Source organism: Pseudomonas sp. NPDC087598 (assembly GCF_044743525.1).
Classification (GTDB): Bacteria; Pseudomonadota; Gammaproteobacteria; order Pseudomonadales; family Pseudomonadaceae; genus Aquipseudomonas.
On the sequence record NZ_JBIUWQ010000008.1, the window covers coordinates 90,643 to 110,064 of the forward strand.

General features: G+C 60.7%; 16 protein-coding genes. 9 read left to right on the forward strand and 7 right to left on the reverse strand.

Translation table 11 applies throughout. The features are described 5' to 3' along the window. Positions 1-154 precede the first annotated feature (154 nt). The gene (bglX, locus tag ACIOWE_RS07035) at positions 155-2,446 is read left to right on the forward strand and encodes a beta-glucosidase BglX (RefSeq protein ID WP_401389072.1); all 2,292 of its coding nucleotides are present in this window, start codon (positions 155-157) and stop codon (positions 2,444-2,446) included. Positions 2,447-2,588: 142 nt separating this feature from the next. Here bglX and ACIOWE_RS07040 read toward each other — a convergent pair whose 3' ends face one another. From ACIOWE_RS07040 to ACIOWE_RS07060, 5 genes are all read right to left on the reverse strand, one after another. Then, on the reverse strand, positions 2,589-3,746 hold the full coding sequence (locus ACIOWE_RS07040; RefSeq protein ID WP_401389075.1) for a phosphatidylserine/phosphatidylglycerophosphate/cardiolipin synthase family protein: 1,158 nt from the start codon (positions 3,744-3,746) through the stop codon (positions 2,589-2,591). A 1-nt stretch (position 3,747) separates the two neighbouring features. Continuing rightward, positions 3,748-4,338, reverse strand: a complete 591-nt coding sequence (locus ACIOWE_RS07045) for a YceI family protein (RefSeq protein WP_401389078.1) — start codon at positions 4,336-4,338, stop codon at positions 3,748-3,750. Positions 4,339-4,555: 217 nt separating this feature from the next. Next, the gene (locus tag ACIOWE_RS07050) at positions 4,556-4,852 is read right to left on the reverse strand and encodes an amidase (RefSeq protein WP_401389081.1); all 297 of its coding nucleotides are present in this window, start codon (positions 4,850-4,852) and stop codon (positions 4,556-4,558) included. Beyond that, the gene (locus ACIOWE_RS07055) at positions 4,849-5,922 is read right to left on the reverse strand and encodes a serine hydrolase domain-containing protein (protein ID WP_401389084.1); all 1,074 of its coding nucleotides are present in this window, start codon (positions 5,920-5,922) and stop codon (positions 4,849-4,851) included. The genes ACIOWE_RS07050 and ACIOWE_RS07055 overlap by 4 nt, the downstream gene beginning before the upstream one ends. A 167-nt stretch (positions 5,923-6,089) precedes the next feature. Further along, a complete protein-coding gene (locus ACIOWE_RS07060) occupies positions 6,090-6,968 on the reverse strand; it encodes an acyl-CoA dehydrogenase (protein ID WP_401389087.1) in 879 nt (292 codons plus the stop codon). A gap of 153 nt (positions 6,969-7,121) precedes the next feature. Here ACIOWE_RS07060 and olsB point away from each other — a divergent pair, with 153 nt between their 5' ends. Both olsB and ACIOWE_RS07070 read left to right on the forward strand, forming a co-directional pair. Beyond that, positions 7,122-7,877: an L-ornithine N(alpha)-acyltransferase gene (olsB, locus tag ACIOWE_RS07065; RefSeq protein WP_103307013.1), complete on the forward strand. Its 756-nt coding sequence runs from the start codon at positions 7,122-7,124 to the stop codon at positions 7,875-7,877. After that, a complete protein-coding gene (locus ACIOWE_RS07070; protein WP_401389090.1) occupies positions 7,877-8,671 on the forward strand; it encodes a lysophospholipid acyltransferase family protein in 795 nt (264 codons plus the stop codon). The genes olsB and ACIOWE_RS07070 overlap by 1 nt, the downstream gene beginning before the upstream one ends. A 104-nt stretch (positions 8,672-8,775) precedes the next feature. Here ACIOWE_RS07070 and ACIOWE_RS07075 read toward each other — a convergent pair whose 3' ends face one another. Continuing rightward, positions 8,776-9,360, reverse strand: coding sequence for an ACP phosphodiesterase (locus ACIOWE_RS07075; protein ID WP_401389093.1), 585 nt, complete (start codon positions 9,358-9,360; stop codon positions 8,776-8,778). Positions 9,361-9,530: 170 nt separating this feature from the next. Between ACIOWE_RS07075 and ACIOWE_RS07080 the strand changes: the two genes are divergently transcribed. The 3 genes from ACIOWE_RS07080 to ACIOWE_RS07090 are packed head-to-tail and all read left to right on the forward strand — an operon-like array spanning position 9,531 to position 12,114. Beyond that, positions 9,531-9,833, forward strand: a complete 303-nt coding sequence (locus tag ACIOWE_RS07080) for a helix-turn-helix transcriptional regulator (RefSeq protein ID WP_016771327.1) — start codon at positions 9,531-9,533, stop codon at positions 9,831-9,833. Positions 9,834-9,867: 34 nt separating this feature from the next. Then, positions 9,868-11,034, forward strand: a complete 1,167-nt coding sequence (locus ACIOWE_RS07085; protein ID WP_103307019.1) for an MFS transporter — start codon at positions 9,868-9,870, stop codon at positions 11,032-11,034. Positions 11,035-11,064: 30 nt separating this feature from the next. Beyond that, the gene (locus ACIOWE_RS07090) at positions 11,065-12,114 is read left to right on the forward strand and encodes an alkene reductase (protein WP_401389096.1); all 1,050 of its coding nucleotides are present in this window, start codon (positions 11,065-11,067) and stop codon (positions 12,112-12,114) included. Between the two features lie 403 nt (positions 12,115-12,517). Here the strand turns inward: ACIOWE_RS07090 and emhR are convergent, their stop codons facing one another. Continuing rightward, a complete protein-coding gene (gene emhR / locus ACIOWE_RS07095) occupies positions 12,518-13,150 on the reverse strand; it encodes an efflux system transcriptional repressor EmhR (protein ID WP_103307022.1) in 633 nt (210 codons plus the stop codon). Positions 13,151-13,416: 266 nt separating this feature from the next. On the opposite strand from emhR, the gene emhA reads away from it, so the two are divergent. From emhA to emhC, 3 genes are read left to right on the forward strand one after another with little or no spacing between them, the layout of a single operon-like run. After that, entirely contained in the window at positions 13,417-14,574 is a 1,158-nt protein-coding gene (gene emhA, locus ACIOWE_RS07100) for an efflux RND transporter periplasmic adaptor subunit EmhA (protein WP_401389099.1), read from the forward strand. A gap of 3 nt (positions 14,575-14,577) precedes the next feature. Next, a complete protein-coding gene (gene emhB / locus ACIOWE_RS07105; protein ID WP_401389102.1) occupies positions 14,578-17,727 on the forward strand; it encodes an efflux RND transporter permease subunit EmhB in 3,150 nt (1,049 codons plus the stop codon). Then, entirely contained in the window at positions 17,724-19,184 is a 1,461-nt protein-coding gene (gene emhC, locus ACIOWE_RS07110; protein ID WP_401389105.1) for an efflux RND transporter outer membrane subunit EmhC, read from the forward strand. The genes emhB and emhC overlap by 4 nt, the downstream gene beginning before the upstream one ends. Positions 19,185-19,422: the final 238 nt, after the last annotated feature.

Genomic DNA, 19,422 nt, shown 5'->3' on the forward strand with positions numbered 1-19,422 from the left:
GGCTAAAAAGTGCCCTGCGCGTTCACGCTGCCGAGTGTCGGCTGTCGTTTTTGGCTCTGTTCTTTCGAGCCTGCACCCGAACAACAATAGTCGCTCCCTAACTTTTGGCTGGCCGGCATTGCATTTGCCGCTTGGGCCCTTGAGAAAAATATTCATGAAGAAGCTGTGTTTGCTGGGTCTGTTCGTCAGCCTGGCCAGTCATCAAGTATTGGCCGCCACGACCCCGGTACCCCTGGAAAACAAGGACGCCTTCATCAGCAACCTGATGAAGCAAATGACCCTCGACGAGAAAATCGGCCAGTTGCGCCTGATCAGCATCGGCCCGGAAATGCCCCGCGAGCTGATCCGCAAGGAGATCGCCGCCGGCAATATCGGCGGCACGTTCAACTCGATCACCCGCCCGGAAAACCGTCCGATGCAGGATGCGGCGATGCGCAGCCGCCTGAAGATTCCGATGTTTTTTGCGTACGACGTGATCCACGGTCACCGTACGATTTTCCCGATTCCACTGGCCCTGGCTTCAAGCTGGGACATGGACGCCATCGGCCAGTCCGGGCGCATTGCTGCCAAAGAAGCCGCCGCCGACAGCCTCGACATCACCTTCGCGCCGATGGTCGACATCTCCCGCGACCCGCGCTGGGGCCGCAGCTCCGAAGGTTTCGGTGAAGACACCTACCTGACCTCGCGCATCGCCAAAGTCATGGTCAAGGCCTATCAGGGCGAGACCCCGAGCGCCGCCGACAGCATCATGGCCAGCGTCAAACACTTCGCCTTGTATGGCGCGGTCGAGGGCGGACGCGACTACAACACCGTCGACATGAGCCCGGTGAAGATGTACCAGGATTACCTGCCACCGTACCGCGCCGCGATTGATGCGGGTGCCGGCGGTGTGATGGTCGCGTTGAACTCCATTAACGGGATTCCGGCCACCGCCAACACCTGGCTGATGAACGACCTGTTGCGCAAGGACTGGGGCTTCAAGGGCCTGGCGGTCAGCGACCACGGGGCGATCTTCGAGCTGATCAAGCACGGCGTCGCCCGCGACGGTCGTGAAGCGGCGAAGCTGGCGATCAAGGCCGGCATCGACATGAGCATGAACGACACCCTGTACGGCAAAGAGCTGCCGGGGCTGCTCAAATCCGGCGAGATCGAACAGAAAGACGTCGACAACGCTGTGCGCGAAGTCCTCGCGGCCAAGTACGACATGGGCCTGTTCAAAGACCCGTACCTGCGCATCGGCAAGGCTGAAGATGATCCGGCCGACACTTACGCCGAGAGCCGTCTGCACCGCGCCGAGGCCCGTGAAGTGGCGCGTCGCAGCCTGGTCCTGCTGAAGAACCAGAACGAAACCCTGCCACTGAAGAAAGACGCGAAAGTCGCGCTGGTCGGCCCGTTGGCCAAGGCACCGATCGACATGATGGGCAGTTGGGCCGCAGCGGGTAAACCGGCGCAGTCGGTCACCCTGTTCGATGGCATGAGTTCGGTGATCGGCGACAAGGCGAACCTGATCTACGCCCGTGGCGCCAACATCACCAGCGACAAGAAAGTCCTCGATTACCTGAACTTCCTCAACTTCGATGCGCCGGAAGTGGTTGATGATCCGCGCCCGGCCAACGTGCTGATCGACGAAGCGGTGAAAGCCGCCAAGGACGCTGACGTGATCGTCGCGGCAGTGGGCGAGTCCCGTGGCATGTCCCACGAATCCTCCAGCCGTACCGACCTGAACATCCCGGAAAACCAGCGCGAGCTGATCCGTGCCCTGAAAGCCACCGGCAAACCACTGGTGCTGGTGCTGATGAACGGCCGCCCGCTGACGATTCTCGAAGAGAACCAGTCGGCTGACGCGATTCTGGAAACCTGGTTCAGCGGCACCGAGGGCGGCAACGCCATTGCCGACGTGCTGTTCGGCGACTACAACCCGTCGGGCAAACTGCCGGTGACCTTCCCGCGTTCCGTGGGCCAGATACCGACTTACTACAACCACCTGAGCATTGGCCGGCCGTTCACGCCGGGCAAACCGGGCAACTACACCTCGCAGTATTTCGATGACACTACCGGCCCGCTGTTCCCGTTCGGTTATGGCCTGAGCTACACCCAATTCGCCCTGAGCGACATGGCGCTGTCATCGACCACGCTGAACACCACCGGCAAGCTCGACGCCAGCGTCACGCTGAAAAACACTGGCAAGCGTGACGGCGAAACCGTGGTGCAGCTGTACATTCAGGACGTCACCGGTTCGATGATCCGCCCGGTGAAAGAACTGAAAAATTTCCAGAAAATCATGCTCAAGGCTGGCGAACAGAAAGTCGTGCACTTCACCATCACCGAGGATGACCTGAAGTTCTACAACGCCCAGCTCAAGTACGCGGCCGAGCCTGGCAAGTTCAACGTGCAGATCGGCCTGGACTCCCAGGACGTGACGCAGCAGAGCTTCGAGTTGCTGTAACTGCGAACACACCGCAAAACACCTGTGGGAGCGAGCCTGCTCGCGAAAGCGGTCATTCAGATAAACAATTGCTGACTGACACACCGCCTTCGCGAGCAGGCTCGCTCCCACATTGGATTCAGGGTGTATTCAAAATCGGTCTTTATCCGCGGCGGTCGAGGATATTGACCACCACCCGATCCACCCAGCCCCAGATCCTCTGTTTCACCCGCCGCCACAACGGCCGGCGCTGCCACTCTTCCAGACTCACCAACTGGCTCAAGCCAAAATCCTTCTCGAAACTCGCCTGCACCGCTGCCGTCAGAGACGGGTCCAGCGCCTCAAGATTCGCCTCCAGATTGAAGCGCAGATTCCAGTGATCGAAGTTGCACGAACCAATGCTCACCCAATCGTCCACCAGGACCATTTTCAGGTGCAGAAAGCACGGCTGGTATTCGAAGATCTGCACGCCCGCCTTGAGCAGGCGCGGGTAATAACGATGGCCGGCGTAACGCACGGACGGGTGATCGGTGCGTGGCCCGGTCAGCAGCAGGCGCACATCGACCCCGCGCGCGGCTGCCTTGCGCAATGAGCGACGGATTTTCCAGGTCGGCAGAAAGTACGGCGTGGCCATCCAGATGCGCTGCTGGCCGCTGTTCAATGCACGGAATAGCGATTGCAGAATATCGCGGTGCTGGCGCGCATCGGCATAAGCCACACGGCCCATGCCTTCGCCCTTGTCCGGCACGCGCGGCAAACGCGGCAGGCCGAAATGCGCAGCCGGGCGCCAGGCGCGACGATAGCGGTTGGCGATCCATTGGCGATCAAAGAGCAACTGCCAGTCGAGTACCAACGGGCCAGCGATTTCCACCATCACTTCGTGCCACTCGCTGGTGTCCTCGCCCGGCGTCCAGAACTCGTCGGTGACACCCGTGCCGCCGACCACCGCCAGACGCTGATCGACCAGCAGCAGCTTGCGGTGATCGCGATAAAAGTTGCCGACCCAGCGCCGCCAGTTCAGGCGATTGTAGAAGCGCAGTTCGACCCCGGCGCCGGTCAGGCGCCGACGCAGCGTGAGGGTAAACGCCAGGCTGCCGTAATCATCAAACAGGCAGCGCACGCGCACGCCGCGTTCGGCCGCCAGCACTAGTGCCTGGACGATGGTTTCGGCGCAGGCGCCGGCCTCGACCAGGTACAGCTCCAGTTCGATTTGCTCGCGGGCGGCGGCAATCTGCTCGAGCATGCGTGGAAAAAATTGCGGGCCGTCGATCAACAACTCGAACCGGTTGCCGTCACGCCACGGAAACACCGCGCCGCGCATGTCAGCGCGCCGTGAAGATCAGCACCGCACCCACCGGCACCGACAGACTGATGGCCGACAAGTCGGCCAGTTTGCGCAGGCTTTCCAGCCCCGGGGCGAGGTCGAAATCTTCGGCGTTGATCACCAGCGGCTCCAGCGTCACCACTTGAAAGCGTCGGTCATCCAGACGCGTCGCCAGCAGCTCGGCCGGATACTCGTGTTGCTTGCCGTGCAGGTTGACGGTCAGCGGCAAGCGCAATTCCAGCTGCGCGCCGGGGGCCAGATCGTTGATCGGGCGCAGGTCGATTTGCGTGGTGATGGTGGCTTCAGGGAATTGCTCGATCTGGAACAGCTCCTTGCGCATGCGCTCGTCACGCAGCGGGATGCCGCTGTTGATCGAATCCAGTTCGACTTCGACTTCGGCGCGACCGCTGGGGTCGACCTTGCCGTGCAGCACCAGAAAGCGCTGCACTTCGGAAATGTGGGCATTTTTCGTGCTGACGAACGACAGCCGCGACGACTCGCCGTCCAGATACCAGTTGGCCTGCGCCGGCAGCGCAGCGGCGGCCAGCAACAGACTGGACAGGGTTTTGAAGAGGGAGCGGTTGAACATTGAACACTCGTGGGGCCGATAAACCTGCACGAACCTTAACCGGACGTGGCGTTTATGCAAACCTGATCGCCGCAAAACGCCCTATCGATGAAATCTGTGTGGGAGCTGGCTTGCCAGCGATTGCGCCGGCACAGACGATACTTTTGTAACTGACACTCCGCCATCGCTGGCAAGCCAGCTCCCACAGGGGTCTCTATTTCCAGGGGGGTGGGTGTGGTCAGGGATTGAGGCGGCAGCCTTGGTGTTCGTTCAGCCATTGCGCGCTGTTGCGGCGGCCCATGCCGCTGACGGTGATGGTTTTGCTGGCGCTGTCATCGCTGAAGCTGCTGGTCGGCAACCACTGTTTCACATAGCCACGGCAATACTCCGCGTCGTTGTTCATCACATACCGGCACGAACAATATTCCTTGGCGGTGTAGGCGCTGATGATGTCCGGGAAGGCCCACAGATTTTCCCGCTCGTACCCGATCCAGCCGAGCAGCATGACAAGCAACACCAGCAAGAAGCGCTTCATGGCTGCACCGCCTTCAACACACGCTTGAGCAATTCGTTGTGGCGGTAGCTGCCGTCGCGATCATCGCCGTAGCGCACGATCACCAGTTTCTCGCTGGGAATCACATACAGCGCCTGCCCCCAATGGCCAAGCGCGGCGAAAGTATCGGGCGGGGCGTCGGGCCAAGGTGAAGATGCGCCATCCGCCGGGCGATTGAGCCACCACTGGCCGCCGGGGACCGCTTCGTCCTGATGGGCCTTGTAACCGGCGAAAGGTTTCAGGTTGAAGGCCAGCCAATCCTTGGGCAGCAATTGCCGATCCTGCCAGCGCCCGTCACGGGCCATCAACAGACCGACCCGCGCCAGATCCCGGGCCGTGAGATAGGCATAGGAAGACGCGACAAACGTGCCGCTGGCATCGGTTTCCCACACGGCGTGGCGAATGCCCAGCGGCTCGAACAGTGCAGTCCACGGATAGTCGGGATAACGCTGCGGGCCGACGATGGTTTTCAACGCGGCCGCGAGCAGATCGCTGTCGCCACTGGAATAACGGAACGCCTGCCCCGGCGCGGCGTAACTGTCGTGATCGGCGGTGAACGCGGCCATGTCGCGGTGGCCACGGGTATACAGCATCGCCACCACCGAAGATTTCAGCGGGGCGTATTCATAGTCTTCCTGCCAGTCGATACCCGAGGCCCAGTGCAGCAGGTCAGCCATTCTGATCGCCGGGTGTTGTTGCAGGGTCGGGTAAAATTTCACGGCGGGGTCTTCAAGCTTGAACAGGCCTTCGCCGTACGCCACGCCGAGCACGCTGGCCATCAGGCTTTTGCTGATCGACCAGGTCAGGTGCGGAGTCTGTTCGGTGGTCGGGCCGGCGTAATGTTCGTAGATAATCTGACCGTCGTGGATGATCAGCAGGGCATCGGTGCGGATGCCTTGGCGGTTGGCGTCGTCGCGGGGTGGGAAGGCGTAATTTTCCAGTGCCTCTGTATCGGTGACCTTCGGGCCGGTTGGCCATTCTTCACCCGGCCATTGTTCGGCGTGAACGGTGAAGCTGATCAGCAGCAGAAACAGCGACAGGCGTTTGCACATGGGGAGGGCTCTGGGAATGAACCTGCTGAGACTAGTCGGGGTTTATGACAGATGTGTGGTGTTGTTGAGTCCGCCTTCGCGAGCAGGCTCGCTCCCACATTTTGACCGCATTTCAATTGAAGAAACGCGGTCCCCTGTGGGAGCGAGCCTGCTCGCGATGAGGTCTGTCAGGCCTCCGCCAAGGCCTTGGCCAACCGCTTCGCCCGAGCCCCCGCCGCCAACTGCATCACGCTCTGATCGCGCTGCCACATCGCCGCCCACTCGAGATTACCGGTGGCCAACGCCTGATCGATTTCAGTCTTCAACGCCTCAAACTGCGCAAACAACCCACCGAGCAACACATGCCCCGCCGGATTGTTCGGCGGCTGCCGGCTCGCTTCCGCACAACCCGCCAGTAGCGCGAGCAAGCGCAATTGCAGCGGCTGTGGCCAGTCGCTGTCCTGCCCGACGCCGTACAACCACGCCGTCATCGCACTCAGCACATAGACATCTTCCAGCGTGCGAAACGGTTTGACGTAAGCGTCCCAACCGTCGCCGGCCAGCAACTCGCACAGGGCGCCGTCCAGATGCAGGCGACCGTGACTGACGTCCGGCATCAATGGCAGCGGCGGCAATTTTTCCACCGTCACGCCGGGTTCGCCGGGATACACCACCGCCAGGCTCAGACGCGGGGTCTCGCCGGGCTCCTCACTGCGCGCAGCGATCAACAACCAGTCCGCGGCATCACCGGCGGTGACGAAATCCTTGCGGCCCGTCAGACGCAAATCGGTCAGCCGCGTCTGCATGTCCGCCGGGCGCAGACTGCGCTGTTCGGTCGCACACAACGCGCCGAGGCTCAGCGGCGCACTCGGCCACAACATGCGCAATGCCGCTTGATAACCGACCAGAAATGCCAGCCCCGGCGTCGCCATCCGCCGCCCGCCTGCGACCGCCAACTCGAACGGCGTGACGTTGCCCAGTTGATGCAACAACGTCGCAAAACCTTCGGCAAGGTCAGCAACGGCGGGCAGTCGTTCACGGCTTTGCAACAGATCTGGCCAGGGCATAAGAGGCTCCTTGTGGGCTGTCATATAAGCATCACCAAACTTTCATGGCGATGACACCGGGGCTACATAGCCTGACTTTGCACAACACGGCTGCATAAAGAAAGTCGATCGGCTGCAACCCACGACGGGTTAAAGGCCCGTACGGAGATTCACATGACTCAGATCGCCCGCATCAGCGACACCGGCAATGAACGCCGCCTGCAAGCCGAACGCCTGATCGGCGCCGAGGCCTTGCAGCAAGCCCAGGCCTTGCGCTTCAGCGTCTTCAGTGGCGAGTTCAACGCCAAACTGAAAGGCGCGGAACTGGGTCTGGACATGGATGATTATGATGTTCACTGCAGCCACATCGGCGTGCGTGACCTGAACACCGGGCGCCTGGTGGCGACCACCCGTTTGCTCGATCACACCGCCGCCAGCAGCCTGGGTAAGTTCTACAGTGAAGAAGAGTTCAGCCTGCACGGCCTCGCTCATCTGCAAGGCCCGATCCTCGAAATCGGCCGTACCTGCGTTGACCCGGCCTACCGTAATGGCGGCACCATCGCCGTGCTTTGGGGCGAGTTGGCCGAAGTACTGAATCAGGGTGGCTACAGCTACCTGATGGGTTGCGCGAGCATCCCGATGCAGGACGGCGGCATTCAGGCTCACGCGATCATGCAGCGTCTGCGCGAACGTTATCTGTGCACCGAACACCTGCGCGCCGAACCAAAAAATCCGCTGCCGACGCTGGATATCCCCTCCAACGTGATCGCGGAAATGCCACCGCTGCTCAAGGCCTATATGCGTCTGGGCGCGAAGATCTGCGGCGAGCCGTGCTGGGACGAAGACTTCCAGGTCGCAGACGTGTTCATCCTGCTCAAGCGCGACGAACTCTGCCCGCGCTACGCCAAGCACTTCAAGGCGGCCGTGTGATGAGCCGATTGCGGGTGTACGCGCGGATCGCGCGAGTGCTGCTGGTGGTCTCGCTGGGCTTGAGTATGGCCAGCGTTTTCGGTGTGTTTGAACGGATTGGCCTGGCGCACTCGATGGAGCGGCGTCAGCGCTGGTCGCGGTTTTTCATGGCGCGCCTGAGCAACGCCCTGCCCTTTCGCATGAGTGTTCATGGTGAACTGCCGAAGCAGCCGATGCTGTGGGTCAGCAACCATGTGTCGTGGACGGATATCCCGCTGCTGGGCATGCTCACGCCGCTGTCGTTTCTGTCCAAGGCCGAAGTGCGTACCTGGCCGGTGGCCGGTTGGCTGGCGGCGAAGGCTGGCAGCTTGTTCATCCGTCGCGGTTCGGGCGACAGCCAGTTGATCCGCAAGCAGATGACCCGTCACCTGCAAACCGATCATTCGCTGTTGATGTTCCCGGAAGGCACGACCACTGACGGGCGTTCACTGCGCACTTTTCACGGTCGCCTGCTGTCGGCGGCGATTGATTCCGAGGTGATGCTGCAACCGGTGGCGATCCGTTATCTGCGCAACGGTGAGATCGATACGCTGGCGCCGTTCATTGGTGACGATGATCTGCTGTCGCACCTGATGCGTTTGTTCAGCAACGATTGCGGCGATGTCGAAGTGCACCTGCTCAAGCCAATTGCCTGCCAGGGCCGGGAGCGTGCGGCGCTGGCGTTCGAAGCGCAGCAGGCGGTGCAGAAGGCGTTGTTTGGTGAAGTGGCGAAACCGGCCGAACCGCGTCGTGCAGGCGAACTGATCGCTGCTTGAAATACACACTCCCTGTGGGAGCGAGCCTGCTCGCGAAAGCGGTGTCTCAGCCAATATAGATGCTAAACGACACGCCGCCTTCGCGAGCAGGCTCGCTCCCACATTTAGATCTTCAGTGGATCAGAGTTTTCGGCGAAGTCCTGGAGTTGTGGGTAGAAGAGGCGGAAGTCTTCACTCAGCGGTTCATACAACCGCCGCAATTCCTGCATCGCCCCCGCCAATTCCTCAGGCTTCGTCAAACGCCGGGAGATGCCGCGCAACACCTGCTCCAGCACTTCAAACTCCCGGTACGAACCCAACCAGTCATTGGCGACCATGTGCGGCGCAATCTTCGCCAGACGCTCGGGCAATTGCCGCTCACGGGACAGCACCCGATAGACATCCGCCGTGAACTGCTCCAGCGGTTGGTCGGCGTACTGCTTCCAGTCCCGCGCCAGACAATGGTCGAAAAACACATCGAGGACGATCCCGGCATAACGCCGTCGGGTATCGGAAAACCGCCCCAGCGCGATGTCCACCAACGGATGGCGATCCGTGAACACGTCAATCCGTCGATGCAGTTGAATGCCCGCTTCAACCTCCGGGGCAAACTGCCCTTGCAGCCGCCCTTTGACGAAATCGCCATACAGGCTGCCGAGTAATTGATCGGGGCGCTGGCCACCGAGATGCAAATGTGCGAGATAGTTCATGGGCGCAGCTTAGCACTGCGACCCGCTATCCATACATCCACGTATCGTTATAACGCGATATACCAATTTATGCTGACGTCAGATCAAAATCATATTGGTGTATCGCGATCTAACGATTTAAAGTTCGCCACATCGCGATATAGCGTTGTACACATGATGAGCACCCTGCCATGAACCTCGACCTCGACGAAATAATAAAAGCCCTGGCGCACCCAGTACGACGAGACATCCTCAACTGGCTGAAAGACCCGAAAGGCGAATTCCCGGAACAGTTGCACAACCACGAGTACGGCATTTGCGCCGGGCAGATCGATCAACGCTGCGGCCTGTCGCAGTCGACCGTTTCGGCACACCTCGCAACGTTGCAACGCGCCGGTCTGATCAGCAGCCAGAAGGCCGGTCAATGGCATTTTTTCAAACGCAACGAGGACGTGATCCAGGCGTTCCTCAGCACCCTCAGTAAAGAGCTCTGACCCTTAACGTCAGTTAGCCGACAAGGAAACCCGCATGCCCCTCTCGCTACTCATCCTCGCCTTGAGCGCCTTCGCCATCGGCACCACCGAGTTCGTCATCATGGGCCTGCTGCCCGATGTGGCGGCCGACCTCGGTGTGTCGATTCCCGGCGCCGGCTGGCTGGTGACCGGTTACGCCCTCGGCGTGGCCATCGGTGCGCCGTTCATGGCACTGGCCACCGCCAAACTGCCGCGCAAGGCTGCACTCGTCGCATTGATGGGCATTTTTATTGTCGGCAATCTCCTCTGTGCGCTGGCCAGTGATTACAACGTGCTGATGTTTGCCCGTGTCGTCACTGCACTGTGCCACGGTGCCTTCTTTGGTATCGGTTCGGTGGTGGCGGCAGGTCTGGTGGCGCCGAACAAACGCGCTTCGGCAGTCGCGCTGATGTTCACCGGCCTGACCCTGGCCAACGTCCTCGGCGTGCCGTTGGGCACCGCACTGGGTCAGGAAGCCGGCTGGCGTTCGACCTTCTGGGCAGTGACCGTGATCGGTGTAATCGCACTGATCGGTCTGATCCGTTTTCTGCCGGCCAAGCGTGACGAAGAAAAACTCGACATGCGCGCCGAACTCGCCGCCCTCAAAGGTGCGGGTATCTGGCTGTCGCTGAGCATGACCGCGCTGTTCGCTGCCTCGATGTTCACCCTCTTTACCTATGTCGCGCCGCTGCTCGGCGACGTTACCGGTGTTTCGCCAAAAGGCGTGACCTGGACCCTGCTGTTGATCGGCCTCGGTTTGACCGTCGGCAACATCATCGGCGGCAAACTGGCAGACAAACGCCTCGGCGCGACGCTGATCGGCGTGTTCGTGGCGATGGCGGTGGTGTCCACCGTGCTGAGCTGGACCAGCGTCGCGCTGATCCCGACCGAAATCACCCTGTTCCTCTGGGCCACCGCCTCGTTCGCGGCGGTGCCGGCCCTGCAAATCAACGTAGTGACCTTCGGCAAGGCTGCACCGAACCTGGTGTCGACCCTGAACATCGGCGCTTTCAACGTCGGCAACGCGCTCGGCGCCTGGGTCGGCGGCAGCGTCATCGCTCACGGCTTCGGCTTGACCAGCGTGCCATTGGCCGCCGCTGCTCTGGCGGTGCTGGCCCTGCTGGTGACCCTGATTACTTTCCGTCAGAACGGCAACGCCGAGCTGGCCCCCGCGACCAACTGATTAACCACGTCACTACGAGGGTTCTATTTCATGGCAACAATTTTCGATCCGATCAAACTGGGCGACATCGAGCTGGCCAACCGCATCATCATGGCCCCGCTGACCCGCTGCCGCGCCGACGAAGGCCGCGTGCCGAATGCGCTGATGGCCGAATACTACGTGCAGCGCGCCTCTGCCGGCCTGATCCTCAGCGAAGCGACTTCGGTGACGCCAATGGGCGTCGGCTACCCGGACACCCCGGGCATCTGGTCCAACGATCAAGTGCGCGGCTGGTCCAACGTGACCAAAGCCATTCACGCTGCCGGCGGCAAGATCTTCCTGCAATTGTGGCACGTCGGCCGGGTTTCCCATTCGTCGTACCTCAACGGTGAAGCGCCGGTTGCACCGAGCGCGGTTCAACCGAAAGGTCACGTCAGCCTGGTTCGCCCGCTGGCCGACTACCCGACCCCGCGCGCCCTGGAAACCGCTGAAATCGCCGACATCGTAGACGCCTACCGCACCGGTGCCGAGAACGCCAAAGCCGCCGGATTCGACGGCGTGGAGATCCACGGCGCCAATGGCTACCTGCTCGACCAGTTCCTGCAAAGCAGCACCAACCAGCGCACCGACAACTACGGTGGCTCGCTGGAGAACCGTGCACGTCTGCTGCTGGAAGTGACTGACGCAGCGATCGAAGTCTGGGGCGCCGGCCGTGTCGGTGTGCACTTGGCACCTCGCGCCGACTCCCACGACATGGGCGACGACAACCTGGCTGAAACCTTCACTTACGTGGCGCGTGAGCTGGGCAAGCGCGGCATCGCATTCATCTGCTCCCGCGAGAAAGAAGGTGCCGACAGCCTCGGTCCACAACTGAAAGAAGCTTTCGGCGGCCCGTACATCGCCAACGAACGCTTCACCAAGGACAGCGCCAATGAATGGCTGGCCAGCGGCAAGGCTGACGCCGTGGCGTTCGGCGTGCCGTTCATTGCCAACCCGGATCTGCCGGCGCGTTTGCAGGCCGATGCGCCGTTGAATGAGCCGCGTCCAGAGTTGTTCTACGCGAAAGGCCCGGTCGGCTACATCGACTACCCGACGCTGTAAGCGCTATTCAGTACAAGGCAGCAGAAACGCAAAAGCCCCCGACTTGTGAGAGTCGGGGGCTTTTGTGTTCGCCTGGAGAGTGATTGCGCGCTTTAGTATGTAGCCCCTCATCGGAACGCCGCCCGCCCAGCCCTCTCCCGAGGGAGAGGGAGCCGATTTGTGTAGTTTTCAAATTCGGAGTTCAACCGGATATTTCAGGTCGGCGTACCTCGAAAGAACACCTCGGTCAGTCCCCTTTCCCTCTGGGAGAGGGTTAGGGTGAGGGCAATCGGCTCACACTCATTCACACAGACGACACAAATTCCCTACAAAATCCGTAGCTCGCTACGTATAAACTCCCCCGCCGCGAACGTATATAAAAGCAGGCCAATTGACATAAGCTGTGTCAATTACGCATTTTGTTTCATTTGCGCAGGCTAGGGCTCAGGCGCAGCATATCCAACCCTGTATCGACCCAGCGCTCAGCCTCGGCATGCAACTCGAAGCTGTCCGGCGCCAGAAGCCATCCATACAGAAGGCCATCGATATAGGCATGAATGCTGATGGCCGCACGGGCAGTGTCGAGATCTTCCGGCAACTGCCCGCGATTCACCGCATTACGCAGGGTCAGCCCGATACGCAGATTGCAATCGAGGCTGGCCGCCCGGCGCTGCTGGCGCAAATCGCACATTTCATCGGTGAACTCGCACTTATGAAACAGAATTTCGTTGATACGCCGGGTTTTCGGGTCCAGCGCAACTTGATGAAACAAATGAATCAGCAATTTGCGCATGCAGCCCAGCGGGTCCAGTTCGTCCTCGCTTTCACTGGCCTTGGCCAGTTCATCCAGCGGCTCATGCAAACTGTCGAGCATGGCCTGGACCAGATCGGCCTTGTTGCTGAAATGCCAATAGATCGCACCACGCGTGACACCGGCCATGGTCGCGATGTCCGCCAGCGTCGTACGAGCGACACCCCTTTCATAAAAGGCTTTCTCAGCCGCTTCCAGGATCTGGCTGCGGGTTTCTTGAGCTTCCTCTTTGGTACGACGGACCATGGCAGTAAAACCTCAAACAGGATGTTTCAGGGATGGCTGAATATCCGCTGAATAAAAAGGGGGCGATCTCTCGCGAATCGGCTCCCCGGCCTACAATTTCAAACCTTGCAACGACTTTTGTAACAGGGTGGGTACGCGGCCAAGGTGTTTACAAACAACCATGAACGTAAGTATATTCCTTAGCAAGCTACTTATCCACCCGGCAGCATTTTTTTACCCTTCCACACTTCTTGTGCGTTTTTTGCGCGCCTGACCCGAGGATCTTCATGCAATTCAAGCCAGCTGTTACCGCTCTGGTCACTGCCGTCGCCCTGGCATCGCTGCTCAGCGGATGTAAAAAGGAAGAAGCGGCACCGGCCGCTCCGCCCCCTCAGGTCGGCGTCGTCACCCTGCAACCACAAGCCTTCACCCTCACGTCGGAACTGCCGGGGCGCACCAGTGCGTACCGCATCGCGGAAGTTCGACCGCAGGTCAACGGCATCATTCTCAAGCGTCTGTTCAAGGAAGGCGGCGATGTCAAAGCCGGCCAGCAGCTGTATCAGATCGATCCGTCGGTCTATGAAGCGACCCTGAAAAGCGCCGAAGCCAACCTGCGTTCGACCAAGTCGATTTCCGACCGCTACAAGCAACTGGTCGACGAGCAGGCCGTGAGCCGTCAGGAATACGACACCGCCGTGTCCAACCGCCTGCAATCGGAAGCCTCGTTGCAGAGCGCGCAGATCAACGTGCGTTACACCAAGGTTTACGCGCCGATCTCCGGCCGTATCGGCCGTTCTTCGGTGACCGAAGGTGCACTGGTCAGCAATGGCCAGACCGACGCGATGGCGACGATCCAGCAACTGGACCCGATCTACGTCGACGTGACGCAGTCTTCGGTCGAACTGCTGGAACTGCGCCGCGAACTGGAAAGCGGTCGTCTGCAAAAGGCCGGTGACACTTCGGCTGCGGTCAAGCTGACCCTGGAAGACGGCAGCCAGTACAAGCTCGACGGTAAGCTGGAATTCTCCGAAGTGTCGGTCGACCCGACTACCGGTTCCGTGACCCTGCGCGCCGTGTTCCCGAACCCGGATCACACCCTGCTGCCGGGCATGTTCGTCCGCGCCCAGTTGCAGGCCGGCGTCAACGCCGCGGCCATTCTGGCGCCGCAGCAAGGCGTGACCCGTGACCTCAAAGGCACCCCGACCGCGCTGGTCGTCGGCGCCGACAACAAGGTCGAACTGCGTCAGCTCAAGGCCAGCCGCACCGTCGGCAGCCAGTGGCTGATCGAAGATGGCTTGAAAGCCGGCGATCGCCTGATCACCGAGGGGCTGCAATACGTGCGCCCTGGTGTTCAGGTAAACCCGACCGAAGCCACCAATGTTGCGAATAAGAACCCGGCCCCCGCTCAGGCAGCTGACAAAGCCGCTGGCGGCAAAGGGGAGTAACTCATGTCAAAATTCTTCATCGACCGTCCGATTTTCGCCTGGGTAATTGCCCTGGTGATCATGCTGGTCGGGGCACTTTCGATTCTGAAACTGCCGATCAACCAGTACCCGAGCATTGCGCCACCGGCCATTGCGATCTCCGTGACCTACCCGGGCGCTTCGGCGCAAACCGTGCAGGACACCGTGGTTCAGGTGATCGAGCAACAGCTCAACGGTATCGACAACTTGCGTTATGTGTCTTCGGAAAGTAACTCCGACGGCAGCATGACCATCACCGCGACCTTCGAGCAAGGCACCAACTCCGACACCGCGCAGGTACAGGTTCAGAACAAGCTGAACCTGGCCACCCCGCTGTTGCCGCAGGAAGTGCAGCAACAAGGTATCCGCGTGACCAAGGCAGTGAAAAACTTCCTCTTGGTGATCGGTGTTGTATCGCGTGACGGCAGCATGACCAAGGACGACCTGTCCAACTACATCGTGTCGAACATGCAGGACCCGATCTCGCGGACCGCCGGTGTCGGTGACTTCCAGGTCTTCGGTGCCCAGTATGCGATGCGTATCTGGCTCGACCCGGCCAAGCTGAACAAGTACAACCTGACCCCGGCTGACGTCAGCACCGCGATTTCGGCGCAGAACGTCCAGGTCTCGTCCGGTCAGCTCGGTGGTTTGCCGGCGCTGCCTGGCCAGCAACTGAACGCCACGATCATCGGCAAGACCCGTCTGCAGACTGCCGAGCAGTTCAAGGCGATTCTGCTGAAGGTCAACCAGGATGGTTCACAAGTGCACGTCGGTGATGTTGCCGATGTCGGTCTGGGTGGCGAGAACTCGACCATCTCGGCGCAGTTCAACGGCAAGCCGTCCTCCGGTCTGGCGGTGAAACTGGCCAACGGCGCCAACGCCCTCGACACCGCCAAAGCCCTGCGCAAGACGATTGACGAGCTCAAGCCGTTCTTCCCGCAAGGCATGGAAGTGGTGTTCCCGTACGACACCACGCCAGTGGTGACCGAGTCGATCAAGGGTGTGGTTGAAACCCTGGTCGAAGCGATCGTGCTGGTGTTCCTGGTGATGTTCCTGTTCCTGCAAAACTTCCGCGCCACCGTCATCACCACGATGACCGTGCCAGTGGTATTGCTGGGTACATTCGGCATCCTCGCGGCGTTCGGTTTCAGCATCAACACCCTGACCATGTTCGGTATGGTGCTGGCCATCGGCTTGCTGGTGGACGATGCCATCGTCGTGGTGGAAAACGTCGAGCGGGTGATGAGCGAAGAAGGCTTGTCACCGAAGGAAGCGACCAAGAAGTCCATGGGCCAGATCCAGGGCGCACTGGTCGGTATCGCCTTGGTTCTGTCGGCGGTACTGCTGCCGATGGCGTTCTTCAGCGGTTCCACCGGTGTGATCTACAAGCAGTTCTCGATCACCATCGTTTCGGCCATGGCCCTGTCGGTATTGGTTGCGCTGATCTTCACCCCGGCGCTGTGCGCCACCATGCTCAAGGCGATTCCGAAAGGCGAGCACGGCACACCGAAAAAAGGTTTCTTCGGCTGGTTCAACCGCAGCTTCGACCGTGGCGTAAAAAGCTACGAGCGTGGCGTCGGCAACATGCTGTCGCGCAAAGCCCCGTATCTGATGGCCTACGTACTGATCGTGGTTGGGATGATCTGGCTGTTCACACGCATTCCGACGGCGTTCCTGCCGGAAGAAGACCAGGGCGTACTGTTCGCCCAGGTACAAACGCCTGCCGGTTCCAGTGCCGAACGTACGCAAGTCGTGATCGATGAAATGCGTTCCTACCTGCTGGAGAAAGAGTCCGGCGCGGTGGCCTCGGTGTTCACCGTGAACGGCTTCAACTTCGCCGGTCGTGGTCAAAGCTCGGGTCTGGCGTTCATCATGCTCAAGCCGTGGGGCGAGCGTGACGCCAGCAACAGCGTGTTCGCTCTGGCCCAACGTGCGCAGCAACACTTCTTCAGCTTCCGCGACGCGATGGTGTTTGCCTTCGCCCCGCCGGCGGTACTGGAGTTGGGTAACGCCACCGGTTTCGACGTGTTCCTGCAAGACCGTGCCGGTATCGGCCACGACAAGCTGATGGAAGCGCGTAACCAGTTCCTCGGCTTGGCTGCGCAGAGCAAAGTGCTGTATCAGGTGCGTCCGAACGGCTTGAACGATGAGCCGCAGTACCACCTGGAAATCGACGATGCGAAAGCCCGCGCTCTCGGCGTGAGCATTTCCGACATCAACAGCACCCTGTCGATTTCCTTCGGTAGTAGTTACGTCAACGACTTCATCGACCGTGGTCGTGTGAAGAAGGTTTACGTACAAGGTCAGGCCGGTGCTCGCATGAGCCCGGAAGACATGAAGAAGTGGTATGTGCGCAACAGTGCCGGGACCATGGTGCCGTTCTCCGCGTTCGCCAAGGGCGAGTGGATCTACGGTTCGCCGAAACTGGCGCGTTACAACGGCGTAGAAGCGATGGAGATCCTCGGTTCTCCGGCACCGGGTTACTCCACCGGTGATGCCATGGCCGAAGTTGAAGCGATAGCCAAGAAACTGCCGGCCGGTGTCGGTATCTCCTGGACGGGTCTGTCCTACGAGGAACGTCTGTCCGGCTCGCAAGCACCCGCGCTGTACGCCTTGTCGCTGCTGATGGTGTTCCTGTGTCTGGCGGCGTTGTACGAGAGCTGGTCGATTCCGATCGCGGTCATGCTCGTGGTGCCGCTGGGGATCATCGGTGCGCTGCTGGCGACCAGCCTGCGCGGTCTGTCCAATGACGTGTACTTCCAGGTGGGCCTGTTGACGACCATCGGTCTGGCAGCTAAAAACGCCATTCTGATCGTCGAGTTCGCCAAGGAGTTGCATGAGCAAGGGCGCAGTCTGCGCGATGCGGCGATCGAAGCCTGCCGCATGCGTCTGCGACCGATCATCATGACGTCGCTGGCCTTCGTCCTCGGTGTTGTACCGTTGGCAATATCCACCGGCGCCGGTTCAGGCAGTCAACATGCGATCGGTACCGGCGTGATTGGCGGTATGCTCACGGCCACGATCCTGGCGATTTTCTGGGTCCCACTGTTCTTCGTCACTGTGTCGTCCATGGGCCAGCGCAAAAATGCCGACTCCGATGACACCAAAGAAACTCCTAAAGAGGCTGGCCAATGAGCAAGTCGCTACTCTCCATCGCCGTCGCGGCCTTCGTGCTGAGCGGTTGCTCGCTGATACCTGATTATCAGCAGCCTGAGGCTCCGGTCGCAGGCCAGTACCCGCAGGGCCCGGCGTACTCGCCGGCCCAGGCTCCGGCGCAGGCCGCTGCCGAGCAGGGCTGGAAGCAGTTTTTCCATGACCCGGCACTGCAACAGCTGATTCAGGTGTCGCTGGAAAACAACCGCGACCTGCGTGTCGCGGCGCTGAACATCGACGCTTACGCGGCTCAATACCGCATTCAGCGTGCCGACCTGTTCCCGGCGGTTTCGGCCAATGCCAGCGGCAGCCGTCAGCGGGTTCCGGCCCGTGCATCGCAGACTGGCGAGTCGAGCATCACCAGTTCCTACTCCGCAACGGTCGGCATCAGCGCCTACGAACTCGACCTGTTCGGTCGGGTTCGCAGCCTGAGCGAACAAGCGCTGCAACAATACTTCGCCACCGAAGAAGCGCGTCGCAGCACCCAGATCAGTCTGGTGGCCAGCGTCGCCAACGCCTACCTGACCTGGCAGGCGGACAAGGAACTGCTCAAGCTGACCCAGGACACCCTCGGTGCCTTCGAAGAAAGCTACAAGCTGACCAGCCGCAGCAACGAAGTCGGTGTGGCCTCGGCGCTGGACCTGGCGCAGTCGCGTACCTCGGTGGAAAACGCCCGTGCGCAACTGGCCAAGTACACCCGCCAGGTGGCTCAGGACGAAAACAGCCTGACCCTGCTGCTCGGCACCGGTATCCCGGCCAATCTGCAAGCGGCCAAACCGCTGGCTGATGACCTGCTCAGCGACGTCCCGGCCGGTCTGCCTTCGGACCTGCTGCAACGTCGTCCGGACATCCTTCAGGCCGAGTACAACCTGAAAGCCGCCAACGCCAACATCGGCGCGGCCCGTGCTGCGTTCTTCCCGAGCATCAGCCTGACCGCCAACGCGGGCAGCCTGAGCCCGGATCTGTCCGGTCTGTTCAAGGGTGGTTCGGGGACGTGGCTGTTCCAGCCGCAGATCAACCTGCCGATCTTCAATGCCGGCAGCCTGCGCGCCAGCCTCGACGCCGCCAAGATCCAGAAGGACATTGGCGTGGCGAACTACGAGAAGTCCATTCAAACGGCCTTCCAGGAAGTCGCCGACGGCCTGGCCGCGCGCCAGACCTACACCGAGCAGCTGCAAGCGCAGCGTGATTTCGTTCAGGCCAACCAGGATTACTACCGCCTGGCCGAACGTCGTTACCGCATCGGCGTCGACAGCAACCTGACCTTCCTCGATGCCCAGCGTCAGTTGTTCAGCGCGCAACAGTCGCTGATTACCGACCGCCTCGCGCAGCTGACCAGTGCGGTCAACCTGTACAAGGCACTGGGCGGTGGCTGGAATGCGCAAACCGCGCAGAACGAACCGCTGAAAGAAGAAGCACCGAAGATGAAGCTGTTCTGATCATCGTCCGGTGAAGACAAGGAGCCCGCCATTTGGCGGGCTTTTTGTTGCCCTTCAGAAAGGTGCTTTGCCTGGGCTGCCCCTTTCGCGAGCAGGCTCGCTCCCACATTTGGATTGCGATCCCCTGTGGGAGCGAGCCTGCTCGCGAATAAGCCAGCACCAGCAACATAAAACCCGGACCAATCTTGCGTTCGATAATCGCCCGAAACCCGCTTTCCCCGATTGAATCCACCCATCC